This window comes from Streptomyces sp. NPDC018029, assembly GCF_044327655.1.
In the GTDB taxonomy this organism is placed as follows: domain Bacteria; phylum Actinomycetota; class Actinomycetes; order Streptomycetales; family Streptomycetaceae; genus Streptomyces.
Genome location: NZ_JBIRFV010000010.1, coordinates 80,781 through 95,941, shown reverse-complemented (window position 1 = coordinate 95,941; position 15,161 = coordinate 80,781). Strand labels below are relative to the sequence as shown.

Here is a 15,161-nt window from a genome sequence, read left to right as displayed (position 1 = left end):
GCCCCGGCAGGCGGACGTGACCTATCGGCCGTCCTCTGCCGGGGCCGCGTCGTGGGTGATCAGGTCTCCCGGCTGGCACCGCAGGACGTCGCAGATCCTCGACAGGGTCGAGAAGCGGATGGCCTTGGCCCGCCCGTTCTTGAGCACGGACAGGTTGACGACGGTGATGCCGACCTTCTCGGACAGCTCGGTGAGTGTCATGCCGCGCTCGGCGAGGATCCGGTCGAGATGGATCCGGATCGAGTGCAGTTCCTCTTCGGCCATCAAATGGTCCCTTCGAGATCCTCCCGCATGCGTACACCCTCGCGCATGATCTTCCCCATGATCACCGCGGCGAGACCGGCGAGGACGAGCGCCTGCGGCCCGCTGACCGTCGGCTCCGAACCCGCGACAGGCGCCATGCTCCCGGTCAGCCAGGACTCGGACCAGCCGACGACGAGCCCGGCCAGCGGGGTTCCCACGGCGACGCACCAGCCGAGGACGGAGAGCCTTCGCGCCACCGTGTCGGTGAACGGTCCCTGGAGCAGCACCGCCTTCAGCAGCCGGGAGAAGAGCAGCAGCGCGACGGCCCCGAACAGCAGCCAGGGGAGGCGGCCCCCGAGGTCGGCGGCCCGCTGTGCCACGGAAGGGCTGTCCTGACACAGGCGCGTGGCGCTGGCGGACGCCTCCACGCCCTGCTCGACCGGCAGGCCGTCCGGCCCGAGTGAGGCGTTGGCCCAGAAGCCCGTCTCCACGCAGACCGCTCCGTCGTCGAGCATGTGGGTGAGCGCCGTGCCGGCGAAGGCGAGCCCGCAGAGCACCGCCAGTGCAAAGGTCACCGAGGCCAGGGTCCTCGTGAGTCGCGTGTTCACCGCGCCCCCTCCTATCGTTTATCGATATGCCGCAGGTTAGCGGAGCATATCGATAAACGACAAGTTCGCCGCCGCGCGACGACGCGGGCCGATGGTCGCGCTCAGGGCTGCTCCGGTACGCGTCGCCGCACGTCCTCGTGGAGATTCCGCATCGCCATCCGGTAGAGCTCCGCCTGGTGGGCGCCGAGGAAGCCGGTGTGGCCGAACACCTCCAGGGCGACCATGCCGTGCACGTACCCCCACACGCTCAGCAGCAGAGCGGTCGCGGGAGGCGGCAGGGCCTCGCCGCTCATCGGTGACAGGTCCTCCAGGTGATCCAGGAAACCGGGGGAGAGCGATCGGGTGTCGGCGGCGGCCAGTTGGGCCGGTGTGAAGCCCCGGAACAGCTCCCGCTCGAAGACCGCGGCCATCCGGCGGTTCGCCTCCGTGGTGGGGCCGTCGACGGGGGCGTGGTACTGCCGCAGCGGCGCTCCGTAGAGGAGTTGGAACCGCTCCGGGTTGTCGATGGCCCACCGGCGGTAGCCCTCGGCCGCGACCACGAGACCCGGCAGACCGGGGTCGTCCTGCCCGGTGTCCGCGGCGGCCTGCACGGCGTCGGCGAGATCGTCGTACGCCTTGGTGATCAGCGCCGTGACGAGGTCGTCCCGGCTCGGGAAGTAGTGGTACAGCGCCTGCACGGTCATGCCGAGGGTGCGCGCCACCGCCCGCAGGGACAGGGCATGCGGGCCGTGCTCGACGATGTGGGACTCGGCGGCGCCGACGATCTCCTGGGTGGCCACGGCCCGGCGCCGCTCACGCAGCGACAGGCCGGACATCGGGGCTTTCTCTCGGGGCATGAAAAAAATCTAACACTGCTCAAACAAATTGTTCCTCGCTAGGTTCGGCGGCGACGCACCCCCTCACACCCCCCTCCACCGCACCTCCCCATCCGCCGCACCTCCGAAGGAGAAACCGCGTGTTCGAACGCATAGCCGAGCTGACGATTCGACGGTCCCGGCTGGTACTCGTCGTCACCGCCGTGGTCGTGGTCCTCATGGGCGCCCTGGGCGCCGGCGCGTTCGGGAAGCTGCTGGGCGGCGGGTTCGACGACCCGGCCTCCCAGTCCTCCCGGGCCAGGGACGTCATCGACGACAGGTTCGGCGGAGAGACGAACCTGGTGCTCCTGGTCCGTGCCTCCGACGGCCGCGTCGACGCACCGGCCGCCGAGCGCAGCGGCCGGGCCCTCGTGTCCGACCTCAAGCGCGAACAGGACCTCGACAACGTGGTCGCGTACTGGGACACGAAGAGCCCCGACCTCCGCTCCAAGGACGGCCGCGAGGCCATCGTGCTCGCCCGGGTGAAGGGCCGCGACGCCGAGCAACAGGAGAACGCCAAAGATGTCATCGACGAGTACGCCGGAACCTACGAGGACACCCTCACCGTCAAGGCCGGCGGCAGCGCGGGCGTGAGTCACGAGATGGGGCCGCAGACCGAGAAGGACCTCGTCCTGGCCGAGGCCATCGCCGTGCCGCTGATCCTCCTGCTGCTCCTGGTCGTCTTCGGCACCGTGGTCTCCGCGCTGCTCCCGCTGGCCATCGCGCTCATCGCCGTCGTCGGTGTGTTCGCCGAGCTCCATCTCGTCGGCAGCGTCACCGACGTCTCCATCTTCGCGATCAACCTGACCACCGCGCTCGGCCTCGGCCTCGGCGTCGACTACGCCCTGCTGATGATCAGCCGGTTCCGGGAACAGCTCGCGGCGGGGGCGAGCGTGGAGGACGCCGTGCGCAGGACGATGAGCACCGCGGGCCGCACGGTCGCGTTCTCCGCCGCGACGGTGGCGGCCGCACTCGCGGCGCTCATGGTGTTCCCCCAGTACTTCCTCCGCTCGTTCGGATATTCCGGCGTCGGTGTCGTCGTCATCGCGGCCCTCGCCACGCTGTTCGTGATGCCGGCCCTGCTCAACGTCCTCGGACACCGGGTCAACAGCGGCCGGATGCCGTGGGCGAAGCCGGACCGCTCCACCGGCTCCGCGACCTCCGGCTGGGGGCGGTTGGCCCGCACCGTCATGCGGCGGCCCGCGCTCACCGCGCTGCCCGTGCTCGCCGTGCTGCTGCTCGCGGCCGGACCGCTCCTCGGCATCACCTTCGGCACGGCGGACGAGCGCGTGCTGCCCGAGGACGCCAAGAGCCGCCAGGTCTCGACGGCCCTGCGGGAGAACTTCAACGGCAACGACGCCGCTGCCCTGCACGTCGTCATCGACCAGGCCGTGGACAAGGCCCCGCTGGCGTCGTACGCGGCCCGGCTCTCCGGCCTGGAGGGCGTCGCCCGCGTCGAGACCGGTACCGGAACCTACGCCGACGGGCGGCCCGAGCCGACCGGCCCCGGCAACGCGGCACTCGCCCGCTCCACGGCGCAGCAGCTCAACGTGGTGAGCGACCTGACGCCGAAGTCCGACGCGGCCAAGGACCTGGTCGCGAAGGTCAGGGAGACCACCCCGCCCGCCGGGGCACACCCGCTCGTGGGCGGAGCCGACGCCGAACTCGTCGACTCCAACGCCTCCATCGGCGGCCGGCTGCCGCTCGCCGTGGGCCTGATCGCCGTCACCACCTTCCTGCTGCTCTTCCTCTTCACCGGGAGCATCGTGCAGCCCCTGCGCGCGCTCGTCCTCAACGCGATCAGCCTCGCGGCGACCATCGGCGTCATGACCTGGATCTTCCAGGACGGGCACCTCTCCGGCCTGCTCGGCTTCACCCCGCAGCCGATGGAGACGTCGATGACCGTGCTGATGTTCTGCGTCGCCTTCGGCCTCTCGATGGACTACGAAGTGTTCGTCACCAGCCGCATCAAGGAACTCCACGACCTGGGCGAGGACAACGAGTCCGCCGTCGTCGACGGACTCGGCCACACCGGACGCATCGTCAGCGCGGCGGCCGTCCTGATCGCGGTGAGCTTCTTCGCCTTCGGCACGGCCGAGATCAGCTTCATGCAGCTGTTCGGCCTCGGCAGCGGGCTCGCCATCCTCATCGACGCCATCGCCGTACGAGGCGTCCTCGTGCCGGCCGCCATGCGTCTGCTCGGCCGCTCCGCCTGGTACGCGCCGGGGCCGCTGCGCAGGTTCCACGACCGGTTCGGCCTGAGCGAGAACGGCCCCGCGCCGGAGCCGATGACCGTGAACCCGTACGAGAAGGACTCGGCGGGGGTCTGACCCGTGCGACCGGGCCCGGCCCCCTCAGGCGTCGAAGACCACCGACTCCCACGGGCTCGGCCCGGTGCCGTCGTGCCAGGCCCGCAGCTCCGCACCGGTCACGCACACTATGCCGCACCGCTGCGCGTAGTCGAGGGCGGGAGCGGTGAAGTCGCTCGTCGTCACGAGGGCCGCTATGTCGGCCTCGTGGACGGTGAAGCACGTGCCGCCGAAGCGCTGCAGCTCCTCCGAGCCGACCTTGTTGTCCTCCCCGTACCGCTTGCACTGGATGACGACCCGGCGCCCGTCTGGGGTCACCGCCACGACGTCGGCCCCCAAGTCGCAGGCGCCGCCCACGACTTCCACCTCCTGGCACGCGTCACGGGCGCACAGCTCGGCTATGGCCTGCTCGAAGCCGTCGGCGTCGAGTTCGGTGTAGTCGAGTACCGCGTAGTCGGGTTCGACCGGGGCCTCGATCACGACGGTGGCGGCGGTCTCTTGGGGGTCCCGCACCAGCGGCGGCGCGCTCTCCATGCTCTCGGAGGCCCGCTCGGCCGCCTCCTCCAGCACCTCGGCCGTACGCCGGGCGTACCTCGCCGCGGAGAAGCGGCGCCACCTGGACCGGCCCAGGTAGCAGACCGCGAGGCCCACGACGACGAGCGAACCGATCCACAGCGGGCGGCTCTCGACCATCTGGGCGGCGACACGCACCAGAGCCACCGATCCGCACAGAACGATCGCGACGAGAACGAAGAACAGGGCGGTCGCGCGCAGATCGAAGCGCCGCTCACGGTCCGTCCGGCGAACCGGGCGCGAGGGTACGGTCATGCCACTCCCCAACAGCGGTCGGCAACGAAGATCACTTGTCTCCGCATGCCCAAGATCGCCACGGTTAGCCACGGTTGAGAGCCCGCGCTCTAAGGGGGAAAGGCCTGTTCGGTCCAGATGGTCTTGCCGGAGCGGGTGTAGCGCGTTCCCCACCTCTGGACGAGCTGCGCGACGATGAACAGGCCGCGCCCGCCTTCGTCCTCCTCACCGCTGTGGCGCAGGTGCGGTGAGGTGTGGCCCCGGTCCGCGACCTCGCACAGGAGGGTGCGGTCACGGATGAGCCGTACTTGGATCGGCCCTTCGGCGTACCGGACCGCGTTGGTCACCAGCTCGCTGACGACGAGCTCGGTCGCGAACGACAGCTCCCCGAGGCCCCAGTGGTGCAGCTGGCGGGTGGCCAGCTCCCGCGCGTGGCCCGGGGCGACCGGTTCCGCGGGCAGCTCCCACTCGGTGACCTGTGCGGTGTCCAGTTCGCGGGTGCGGACGAGCAGCAGGGCGGTGTCGTCGCCCGTCGAGCCGCCCGGCAGGAGCTCCGCCACGGCCCGGTCGCACAGCTCTTCCAGCGATGCGTGCCGGTCGCTGAGTACCCGCCCCAGGGTGTCGAGCCCATGGTCGATGTCGCGGTCACGGGCCTCGACCAGGCCGTCGGTGAAGAGGGCCAGCAGGCTGCCCACCGGCAGCTCGATCTCCATCGACTCGAACGGCAGGCCGCCGAGGCCCAGGGGCGGCCCGGCCGGCAGGTCGGGGAAGGACAGCCGGCCGTCCGGGTCGACGACCGCCGGCGGCAGGTGCCCGGCCCTGGCCATGACGCAGCGCCGCGACACCGGGTCGTAGACCGCGTAGAGACAGGTCGCCCCGGTGGTCACGTCGGTGTAGCCGCCGGGAGGCCCGGGGCCGCCCGACTGCTCCTCCGCCGCCTGCCCCACCAGATCGTCGAGCCGCGAGAGCAGCTCCACGGGGTCCATGTCCATCTGGGCGAACGCGCGGACGGTCGTGCGCAGCCGTCCCATGGTGGCGGCCGCCTGCAGCCCGTGGCCGACCACGTCCCCGACCACGAGCCCGACCCGGGTGCCGGACAGCGGGATGACGTCGAACCAGTCACCGCCGACCCCCGTCACGTCGTCCGTGGGCAGATAGCGGTAGGCCAGGTCGACCGCCGACTGCTCGGGCAGCTGTTGCGGCAGCAGCTGCCGCTGGAGGGCCAGGGACGCGGTGCGCTCGCGGGTGAAGCGGCGGGCGTTGTCGATGGACACGGCCGTACGGGCGACCAACTCGTCGGCAAGGGCCACCTCGCCGCTGTCGAAGGTGGCCGGGCCGGTGCCGCGCACGAAGGTGACGAGGCCCAGAATGCTGTTCCCGGCCCGCAGCGGCACGACGAGGGCCGCGTCGTCGAGCACTAGGCCGCCGGAGGAGAGGCTGCGGTACTGCGGCGAACCCGGCGGATACTCCAAGGGGAGCGGCTGTCCCGGCTGCCGCGCACAGTCGGCCTCCTCGGCCGAGCAGCGGGCCACCCGTACCAGCGACTTCGCGGCCACGCCGCTGTTGGCCGGCACCTCGCCCTCGAGCACCGCCTCCGCGAGGTCGACCGTCACCGTGGCGGCGAACTCCGGCACGGCCACCTCGGTGATCTTCTCGGCGGTGACCCGCACGTCGAGGGCGGCGCCGATGCCGCGGCCCGCCTCGACGAGCAGGGCGAGCCGCCGCTGGGCCTTGTACCGGTCGGTGATGTCGAACGCGTCTTCGCATACTCCGAACGCGTGCCCGTCGGCGTCCTGGAGCCGGTAGTAGGCACAGGACCAGAGGTGGTCGTTCTCCGGATCGCTGGGCGGCCGGCCCTGGAAGTGCAGGTCGAGGAAGGGCTCGCCGGTGTCCAGGACGTGCTGCATGACCGAGTCGAGCGTGGGCGGATGGCCCTTGCTCACGAAGCGTCCCTCGGAGTACATCTCGTCGGCCCGAGAGCCGCGGAACTCTTCGAACGGCCGCCCCATCTCCAGTTCGTACGCCGTGTTGCACCAGGTCAGGCGCAGATCGGTGTCGTAGATGGCGAGGCCGACGGGGGACTGGGTGGCCAGCCCGTGCAGCAGTGCCTGCCGGGACTCCCACAGCCGCAGATCCCGCAGCTCCGTGACGACGACGACACGCGCCGCGGACCCGGCGCCCGCCAGGGGGCACACCGCGGTGGCGACGGGCAGCTCCCGCCCGTCCCGGTGCCGGGCGACGCGGAGCTCGTTGCCCCGCGACCCGGCGGAGAGCGGGCGGGCGGCGGGCGCCGGGCCGGGGGACAGCAGGAACGTCGCCAGGGGCCGGCCGATGATCTCCTGCGGCCGGTACCCGAGGAGCCGCTCCGCCGCGGGGCTCCACCCCATGACCGTGTTCTGCGCGTCGACGACCGCCGTGGCCGCCCTGGTGACGTCGAGCGGACCACGGAAGTCAGCGCTTGCCTCGGCGTTCCACGCGTTCCATGCCGTCATGGCGCCACACCAGCCCCGTTCATTCCCTACAGAATCCGTCCTCCCCGGGGCGGGCACAACTGCGGTACACCCACCCAAGGCAAGCCGGGCGTCGGCACCACCGGGCAGCAGGGCCCCTTGCCGGGCCCGGCCGGGCCTCCCAGACTGCGGGACAGGGGCGCGGGGAGCAGGGGAGTGGGGGCGCGATGGCGGCACGACGGAGCAGGCGGTCGAGGAAGCGCACGCGCGCGCAAATGCGCGGTTGGGGCGCGGTCGCGGCGGTGGCCGCCGCCGTGTGGGTGGCCGGGCGCTGGGCGACGGTGTGGCCGGTGCTCGTGGCCGTGCTCGGCGCCGCCGCGGTGGGCGCGGCCGGGTGGGGGCTGTGGCGTGCGCACCGGCTCGCGGTCGTGCGGGACCGGCGGTGGCGCGCGGACGAGGAGGCGAAGGCGCGGGAGTTGTCGATGACGGAGGTCGACGCGCTCTCCTGGCAGGACTTCGAACGGTACGTCGCCGATCTGTGCCGCCGGGACGGCTGCACGGAGGTCGTGGTCAGCGGCAGGAGCGGCGACCTGGGAGCCGACGTCGTCGGTCACCTCGCCGACGGCCGCAGGCTTGTCGTCCAGTGCAAGAAGTACGCGCCGCACCGCAGCGTGTCCTCGCAGGACATGCAGAAGTTCGTGGGCACCGCCCGCCCGGAGCACGGCGCGGACGTGGCCCTGTTCGTCACCACCTGCCGCACGTTCACGAAGGCGGCGCTGGGCCTGGCCGTGCGGCAGGACATCGTGGCCCTGCACCGCGATCTGCTGGGGGCCTGGGTCAAGGGCGCCCATCTGGAGTCGCTGATTCCGTTGAACGGGCGTGGCGGCGGCGCGCCGAAGCGTCGCTCGCCGACCTGAACACACCTCTCGTCGCATCCGTATCAGGGGTCGGTATCCCAACAGGAGGCGACGAGTTGAGGCACAAACGCATACCCAAACGAAAGGCCGTCCTGGCCGTGGCCGCGGCGACGGGCATCGCCACAGCGGGAGTTCTGCTGCAGCATGCCGGTGCCGCGCAGTCCGGGCCGGAGTCCCAGCGGATCAGCGCGGCATCGGCGACGAAGCTGGCCGGACGGCTGGCCACGCGGCTCGGCGACGCCTACGGCGGGGCGTACTACGACGCGGACAGGCGGCGGCTCGTCGTCAACGTGGCGAGCGACGACGAGGACGTGACCGCGCGGGTGCGGCAAGCCGGTGCGGTCGCGCGCAGCGTGCGCAACAGCGCGGGCGCGCTGGGGGCCGCGGGGCGGACACTGGCCCGCCGGGCCGGCATGCCAGGCACCGCCTGGGCCACCGACCCCAGGACCAACCGGATCCTGGTCACGGCCGACCGCACGGTCACCGGTGAACGCTGGGACAAGCTGGAGGCGACCGTCGCGTCGCTCGGCACGGGAATGGCCCGCATCGAGAAGTCCGCGGGAGAGTTCAAGGCCTTCGCCTCGGGCGGTGACGCCATCTTCGGGGGCGGCGCGCGCTGTTCGCTCGGGTTCAACGTGACGGCCGGGGACGGACGCCCCGGGTTCCTCACTGCGGGGCACTGCGGGGTCGCCGCCCAGAAGTGGTCGGAGGACCCGGACGGCGCGCCGATCGGTACCGTCGAGGCGGCGACGTTCCCGGGGGACGGTGACTTCGCTCTCGTCACGTACGACGATCCGGCCGCGGCCGCCCCTGCCGAGGTCGACACGGGCAACGGCGGGGTCACCCCGATCGTGCGGGCCGCCGACGCGACGGTCGGCCTCGAAGTGTTCCGGATGGGCAGCACCACCGGGCTCCGCGACGGAGTGGTCACCGGGCTCGACGCCACCGTCAACTACCCGGAAGGCACCGTCACCGGCCTCATCCAGACCGATGTCTGCGCCGAACCGGGGGACAGCGGAGGCTCGCTCTTCACCCGCGACGGGAGCGCGATCGGCCTCACTTCGGGCGGCAGCGGTGACTGCACCGTGGGCGGCGAGACGTTCTTCCAGCCCGTGACCACGGCACTGGCCGCGGTCGGTGCCGAGATCGGCACAGGGACCGCCACCGAGACCGGTACCGGGGCCGGCGTCGAGTGATCTACTCCAACTCGCCTTGCTTTCAAGCCAGGCGGGGGATACTAGTGATGCCTGGAAGGAAAGCGGGAGGGCGATGTGGATTATCCGGAGGAGGGGTACTTGTCGGCAGGTGAAGCAACGCCCTCGGACTCTCGGTTGCGGATTCGCCCCTTGAGCGACCGGACCGGTCTCGAAGTGGCCGGAGAGGTCTGCCTGCCCACCTACCCGGTGTGGGAGCGGGCTCTTGAGCAGGTGGTGGTGGCCCGGCAGCACCGGCCCCCGTACCATCTGGATCTCTCGGCGCTGACCTTCATCGATGTGGCCGGAGTCACGGATCTTGCGGTGGCCGCCCAGGGCCTGGCCGACGGGCAGCGACTCGTGCTGGAAGGACCGCCGCCCGCCCTGACCCGTCTGCTCGAGCTGTTCTGGCCCGATCTGTCAGCAATCGAGGTGTCCGCCCCATGAGCGCCACGGCTCAGACCGAACCCTTTGTCCACCCGGCGCTGTTCTACCGGGGGCGAGAGGAGTACCTCGCGGGCACTGTGCCGTTCGTCCTGGACGGCCTCGACGCCGGCGAGGCGGTCGCGGTGGCGGTCCCCGAGGCCAACCTCGACCTGATCCGCACCGCCCTCGGCGTGCGCGCCGAGAAGGTGCAGCTGCTCGACATGGCGCAGGCGGGGCGCAACCCCGGCCGGATCATCCCCCGGGTGCTGCGGGCGTTCGCCGACGCGCACCCCGAGGGGCGGGTCCGCATCATCGGCGAACCGATCTGGGCCGGGCGCACCGCCACGGAGTACCCCGCCTGCGCACAGCACGAGGCACTGATCAACCTCGCGTTCCAGGGCCGCGAGGCGACGATCCTCTGCCCTTACGACGAAGTGAACCTGGACGAGACGGTCCTGACCGACGCCCACGCCACCCACCCCACGATCATCCGGTCCGGCACGGAGGACACGAGCCCGGCATACGCTCCCGAGGCGGTCGTCTCCCGCTACAACCAGCCCCTGACGGCACCCGACGACGTGCCGCAGGTGTCCTACGCCAAGCAGTCCCTGTCCGACGTCCGGCATCACGCCATCCTCAGAGCGGCCGAGCTCGGCCTGCCCGAGGCCAGGCTCCAGGATTTCGCCCTGGCCGTCGCCGAGCTGACGACGAACAGCGTGATCCACGGCGGAGGGTCGGGCGCGCTGCGGATCTGGACCCAGGACCACCACGTCGTCTTCGAGGTCCGGGACGCCGGCGTCCTCGCCGACCCGCTCGCGGGCCGCTGCCCCCCGCCGAGAGACCGGCGCGGGGGGCGGGGACTCCTCCTGGTGCACGTGATCGCCGACCTCGTCCGCGTCCACACCGACCCGGCCGACGGCACGACGACCCACTGCTACTTCCGCTGCTGACCAGCCACGACGGGGGCGCGTGCGTAAACGTATCGCCGGGTCGGGGAGCACCCGGCGTGCCGTTAGACTCGTCGACTGTGGCGGACACCCAGTACGAAGACCTGTTGCGCGCGGTACTCACCTCCGGGACGGCCAAGGCCGACCGGACGGGCACCGGTACCCGGAGTATTTTCGGGCACCAACTACGCTATGACCTCTCGCAGGGCTTCCCGCTGGTCACCACCAAGAAGGTGCACCTGAAGTCCATCGTGTACGAACTCCTGTGGTTCCTGCGCGGCGACTCGAACGTCGGCTGGCTGCGCGAGCACGGCGTCACCATCTGGGACGAATGGGCCGACGCGGATGGCGACCTCGGTCCGGTCTACGGAGCCCAGTGGCGCTCCTGGCCCACGCCGGACGGGGGCCACATCGACCAGCTCAGCGAGGTCCTCGACACGCTGCGCCGCGACCCGGACTCCCGCCGGATGATCGTCTCCGCGTGGAACGTCGCCGAGCTGTCCAAGATGGCCCTCGCCCCGTGCCACGCCTTCTTCCAGTTCTACGTCGCCGACGGCAAGCTCTCCTGCCAGCTCTACCAGCGCAGCGCGGACCTGTTCCTCGGCGTCCCGTTCAACATCGCGAGCTACGCCCTGCTCACGCACATGGTGGCGCAGCAGGCCGGCTTCGAACCGGGTGACTTCATCTGGACCGGCGGCGACTGCCACATCTACGACAACCACGTCGAGCAGGTCACCGAACAGCTCTCCCGCACCCCGTACGACTTTCCCGAGCTGCGGCTGCGCGCCGCCGACTCCCTCTTCGACTACGCCTACGCCGACGTCGAGGTGCTCGGCTACCAGCACCACCCGGCGATCAAGGCCCCGGTCGCCGTATGAACGTCGGACTGATCTGGGCACAGACCCTCGACGGCGTGATCGGCGCGGACAACGGAATCCCGTGGCGCCTCCCCGAGGACATGGCGCACTTCAAGGCGACCACCCTCGGCCACCCCGTGGTGATGGGGCGCAAGACCTGGGATTCGCTGCCGCCGCGCTTCCGCCCGCTGACCGGCAGGCGCAACATCGTGGTGACGCGTGACCCCGCGTGGGCGGCCGACGGCGCGGAGCGCGCCGGGTCGATCGCCGGGGCCCTGGAACTGGCGGCACGCCCCGCACCCGGAGCCGATCCGTCGTCGGAGCCGGCACCCCCCGCCGAGGTGTGGGTGATCGGCGGCGGTGAGATCTACCGCGCCGCCCTGGCCTATGCCACGACGCTCTCGGTGACCGAAGTCGACTCCCCGGTGACCGGCGACACCTACGCCCCGACACCGGACGCGGCATGGCACGTCGCGGAGGACAGGGGCTGGCAGTCCTCCACCTCCGGCCTGCGTTACCGCATCCGCACCTACACCCGGCTCCACGCGGGCGTACAGGCGCCGCGCTAGCCGGTCACGACCTGTTCCTGGTGGGCGGCCTTCGCCGAAGCCGGGCTGCTCACGTCGCCGGCCCCCGGCTCGCGGGCGCCGTACGCAAAGACGCGTCCAGGACGCTCATGAGCTCTGCGACACGGCTCTTGCCGGCCGGTGCGAGCGGATACCGGCCGAGGACATCGATCAGGACCGGGGTGGCGCGCCGCGCGGCCCGCTCGATCAGTTCGAGCCCGACGGCGGGATCGCCGCCCGCGTTCAGCTCGCCCACGCGCGCCGCGCTCGCGGCGGCTCGCAGGATGTGCCCCACCTGGGTGGCTTTCGCGATCGGATGGAGATAAGCCGCGGCAGCGGCGTCGCCTGCGGCACGCGCGGCGAGCTGTTCGGCCTCCGTGGCCGCTTCCCGCGCGGCGCGGTGCGCGTCCAGGGCGGTGGCGCGCTGGAGATTGGTCCGCCGCGCGCCGTTCACGAACTCCCCTGCCGCGTCGACGGCCGCTCGGGGCCGAGGGTCTTCGGGGGCGGCGGCCTCGAAGACGGGGAGGACTTCCTCGGCGCTCTCCATGGCGTAGCGCGCGACGGCGCGCAGCTCGTCCATGGTCAACTCGAAGTCCCCGGATACGGTCGTCATGGAACCGACTCTCCCACGCGCCGCCCGCCCGAGGGTGCCGGTGGTGCTGCCGGCGCAGCGCCCCTCACCGCAGGATCGACTCCAGGAAGTCGCTGCCCAGCCGCGCCACCACGGTGACGTCCAACTGGTGCTGCACGTACCTCCCGTGCCGCCGCGTGGTGAGCATTTCGGCCTCGCGCAGCGTCTTGAGGTGGCGCGACACCTCGGACGCGGTGAGGCCGAAGCCCTTCGCCAGCTCGCTCGTCGTGTACGGGGCACGGGCCAGCGCCCAGCACAGCCGTATCCGGGCCGGATGGGCCAGCGCCATCAGGCGCTTCTCCATCAGCTGCGACGTGCGGGGCCCAGGCCTCAACTCCGGTGCGGCCACCGGATAGCCGACGACCGGACGCCACCCCGGCGCCTGCCGCACGATGAGGTGCGGCCAGCCGAACGTGCTCGGCACGAACGTGACGCCGGGTTCGACGCCCGGCTGCGTGGCCTGCGTCCACCCGTCGGCCAGCTTGTCGATACTGATGCGGCGGCCCCGCGCGTCCTCCTCGATCGTGACGGTCGGCGACACCGCCGCCAGCGCGTCGGCGAGGCCTTTGCGACGCAGCAGGGCGGTCTTCTCCCGCGCGTCCGCCGCCAGTTGGGGGCGGACCCGCTGCCAGACGTCGGCGAAGAACGCCTCGTCGCAGTCCTCCAGGAGGCGCCGGATCCAGGCGCGGACCGTGGGCGGGTCCTTCAGCAGGTGCTGGGCGAAGTCGAGCTGCCGCGGGCCGCGCGCGGACGCCCGCTCCAGGGAGGCGTCCCGCGCGGTCTCGTCCACCAGTGGGGAGCGTCCGCCGCCGGAGCGCAGCATGCAGCCGGAGGCGTTGATCTCGAGCGCGGCCGCGACGTACGCCTCGTCGTCGAGCGCGTCCACGTCGTCCAGCTCCTCGGCCAGCGTGGCGGGCGGCATGGGGCCGCGGGGCAGCAGGATGTCGGACCGCGTCGACCGCCACAGGAACTCCGCCTCCGCCATCCGGCCCAGCAGGTCCGGCTTCAGCCCCGCGGCGGTCGTCGTCGCCCAGCCGTGCAGGCCGGGGTGGTGGCCCGGCTCGGAGAGCACGTGCAGCGCCGCCCCCAGCTCGGCCAGAGGGGACGGCCCGAAGACGATGCGCTCCGTCGGGAGACCGGAGATGTCGATGTCGACGCTCATGGGCTTCATGGTGCACGGATCCGCCGGTGGGCGGCGCCCCGATTAGCGGCGTGCGTCAATCGGCGCGCGGCCGTACGCACCGTCACGTCAGTCCGGGCGGGCAGGGGGCGGCCGTCAGCACCCGCCAGTGCGCGGTGCCGATGTCGGCCGGGGTGCCGTCCAGGACGCGGGCCGTGCGGGTGGCCGGGTCCAGGGTGACCGTGGCGAGGGTGGCCCAGCGTTGGCCGAGGGGCTTGGCCGGGTCGGGGAGGCAGGTGACGGGTGGTTCGTCCGCGCCGGTGACGAGGAGGGACGCCAAGGCGTCGGGTTCGGAGGGGAGTCGGGGCGTCCGGTGGAGCCGGTCGGACATGAAGGCGCGGCGTTCGGCCGAGTCGGGCTGGTAGAGCCAGGACTTCTCGTCGGCGGTGAGGGCCGGGGTGAGGAAGTGGTTGGTGCGCAGCAGGACGCCGCGGCCATCGGGTCGGATCTCGTGCACGCCCGCGGGGCTGATGTCCAGCAGCACGGCGTCCCCCGCCGCGTCGAAGAGCGCGAAGGAGCCGGAGGAGGCGAGCGGTGCGGAGCGCACGAGCTCGACGGCCTCGGCGACGCTGCCTGCCTCCGCGAGGACGACGGCGGCGAGGACGTGCATCGGGACGCCGCCGACGGTGTCGCGGAGATGACCCAGAATGTTGAAGTGCAGGGCCAGACCTGCGCTGTTGAGGCCGATCTTGCCGAGGATGCCGTGCTCGGTGAGGCCGACGACGGTGTGGCGGGCGCCGTGGGACTCCAGGGTGTGCCAGTGGTCGGCCAGCTCGACGTGCCAGTCCCAGGTCTGCGCGCCGAGACCGCCGAGCACGACGGTGGTGCACTCGCCCGGAGGCACGGCGGTGGAGCGGGCCAGGATCTCCGTGCGCGCGTTGAGGACACCGGCCTGCCACTCCTCGACACCGGCACCCTGCGCGAGGCCGGCGATCTCGGCGCGGGCCGCGGGCCGGAAGCCGCCGATGACGTCGAGGGCGCGTTCGGCGTCGTCGCGGGCGCCGCCCAGGGTGATGCCGCCGAGGGCGAAGAGGCGGGCGTAGACGTCGAGTGCGGCGGGGATGCCGGTGCGCAGTCGTTCACCGCGGGCCACGCCCCGCGCGTACGGGTCGGCGGCGGAGACGGCGATGTGGAGGCGGTCGGCGGGGCGGGGGATGGCGGGCATCGGAATTC

General features: G+C 71.9%; 15 protein-coding genes. 7 read left to right on the top strand and 8 right to left on the bottom strand.

Translation table 11 applies throughout. The annotated features are described in order from the left end of the window. Positions 1-21: 21 nt before the first annotated feature. The 3 genes from ACH4D5_RS28835 to ACH4D5_RS28825 all read right to left on the bottom strand — a co-directional run bounded on the left by ACH4D5_RS28835 (position 22) and on the right by ACH4D5_RS28825 (position 1,687). The gene (locus ACH4D5_RS28835; RefSeq protein ID WP_398307989.1) at positions 22-264 is read right to left on the bottom strand and encodes a helix-turn-helix domain-containing protein; all 243 of its coding nucleotides are present in this window, start codon (positions 262-264) and stop codon (positions 22-24) included. Then, positions 264-818, bottom strand: coding sequence for a DUF2975 domain-containing protein (locus ACH4D5_RS28830; protein WP_398307987.1), 555 nt, complete (start codon positions 816-818; stop codon positions 264-266). The genes ACH4D5_RS28835 and ACH4D5_RS28830 overlap by 1 nt, the downstream gene beginning before the upstream one ends. Before the next feature lie 134 nt (positions 819-952). Continuing rightward, positions 953-1,687 carry a TetR/AcrR family transcriptional regulator gene (locus tag ACH4D5_RS28825; RefSeq protein ID WP_398307985.1) on the bottom strand — a complete coding sequence of 245 codons (735 nt, stop codon included), beginning with the start codon at positions 1,685-1,687 and terminating at the stop codon, positions 953-955. 119 nt (positions 1,688-1,806) lie between these two features. Here ACH4D5_RS28825 and ACH4D5_RS28820 point away from each other — a divergent pair, with 119 nt between their 5' ends. Continuing rightward, on the top strand, positions 1,807-4,035 hold the full coding sequence (locus tag ACH4D5_RS28820; RefSeq protein ID WP_398307983.1) for an MMPL family transporter: 2,229 nt from the start codon (positions 1,807-1,809) through the stop codon (positions 4,033-4,035). Positions 4,036-4,059: 24 nt separating this feature from the next. Here ACH4D5_RS28820 and ACH4D5_RS28815 read toward each other — a convergent pair whose 3' ends face one another. Both ACH4D5_RS28815 and ACH4D5_RS28810 read right to left on the bottom strand, forming a co-directional pair. After that, positions 4,060-4,842: a restriction endonuclease gene (locus tag ACH4D5_RS28815; RefSeq protein WP_398307981.1), complete on the bottom strand. Its 783-nt coding sequence runs from the start codon at positions 4,840-4,842 to the stop codon at positions 4,060-4,062. 89 nt (positions 4,843-4,931) lie between these two features. Continuing rightward, positions 4,932-7,313 (bottom strand): SpoIIE family protein phosphatase, encoded by a 2,382-nt coding sequence (locus ACH4D5_RS28810; RefSeq protein WP_398307979.1) that lies wholly within the window; start codon positions 7,311-7,313, stop codon positions 4,932-4,934. Positions 7,314-7,546: 233 nt separating this feature from the next. Between ACH4D5_RS28810 and ACH4D5_RS28805 the strand changes: the two genes are divergently transcribed. From ACH4D5_RS28805 to ACH4D5_RS28780, 6 genes are all read left to right on the top strand, one after another. After that, entirely contained in the window at positions 7,547-8,188 is a 642-nt protein-coding gene (locus ACH4D5_RS28805; protein WP_398307977.1) for a restriction endonuclease, read from the top strand. A gap of 56 nt (positions 8,189-8,244) precedes the next feature. Continuing rightward, positions 8,245-9,384 (top strand): S1 family peptidase, encoded by a 1,140-nt coding sequence (locus ACH4D5_RS28800; RefSeq protein ID WP_398307975.1) that lies wholly within the window; start codon positions 8,245-8,247, stop codon positions 9,382-9,384. Between the two features lie 150 nt (positions 9,385-9,534). Continuing rightward, the gene (locus ACH4D5_RS28795; protein WP_398307973.1) at positions 9,535-9,828 is read left to right on the top strand and encodes an STAS domain-containing protein; all 294 of its coding nucleotides are present in this window, start codon (positions 9,535-9,537) and stop codon (positions 9,826-9,828) included. Then, complete coding sequence (locus ACH4D5_RS28790; RefSeq protein WP_398307971.1) at positions 9,825-10,757, top strand: anti-sigma factor RsbA family regulatory protein; 933 nt, start codon at positions 9,825-9,827, stop codon at positions 10,755-10,757. The genes ACH4D5_RS28795 and ACH4D5_RS28790 overlap by 4 nt, the downstream gene beginning before the upstream one ends. A gap of 77 nt (positions 10,758-10,834) precedes the next feature. Beyond that, positions 10,835-11,632: a thymidylate synthase gene (locus ACH4D5_RS28785; RefSeq protein WP_398307969.1), complete on the top strand. Its 798-nt coding sequence runs from the start codon at positions 10,835-10,837 to the stop codon at positions 11,630-11,632. After that, positions 11,629-12,180 (top strand): dihydrofolate reductase, encoded by a 552-nt coding sequence (locus ACH4D5_RS28780; RefSeq protein ID WP_398307967.1) that lies wholly within the window; start codon positions 11,629-11,631, stop codon positions 12,178-12,180. The genes ACH4D5_RS28785 and ACH4D5_RS28780 overlap by 4 nt, the downstream gene beginning before the upstream one ends. Positions 12,181-12,229: 49 nt before the next feature. Here the strand turns inward: ACH4D5_RS28780 and ACH4D5_RS28775 are convergent, their stop codons facing one another. The 3 genes from ACH4D5_RS28775 to ACH4D5_RS28765 all read right to left on the bottom strand — a co-directional run bounded on the left by ACH4D5_RS28775 (position 12,230) and on the right by ACH4D5_RS28765 (position 15,153). Then, positions 12,230-12,790, bottom strand: a complete 561-nt coding sequence (locus ACH4D5_RS28775) for a putative immunity protein (protein WP_398307965.1) — start codon at positions 12,788-12,790, stop codon at positions 12,230-12,232. A 64-nt stretch (positions 12,791-12,854) separates the two neighbouring features. Further along, positions 12,855-13,970 carry a DUF5937 family protein gene (locus tag ACH4D5_RS28770; protein WP_398307963.1) on the bottom strand — a complete coding sequence of 372 codons (1,116 nt, stop codon included), beginning with the start codon at positions 13,968-13,970 and terminating at the stop codon, positions 12,855-12,857. 82 nt (positions 13,971-14,052) lie between these two features. Then, positions 14,053-15,153 (bottom strand): C45 family autoproteolytic acyltransferase/hydolase, encoded by a 1,101-nt coding sequence (locus ACH4D5_RS28765; RefSeq protein ID WP_398307961.1) that lies wholly within the window; start codon positions 15,151-15,153, stop codon positions 14,053-14,055. Between the last annotated feature and the right edge of the window lie 8 nt (positions 15,154-15,161).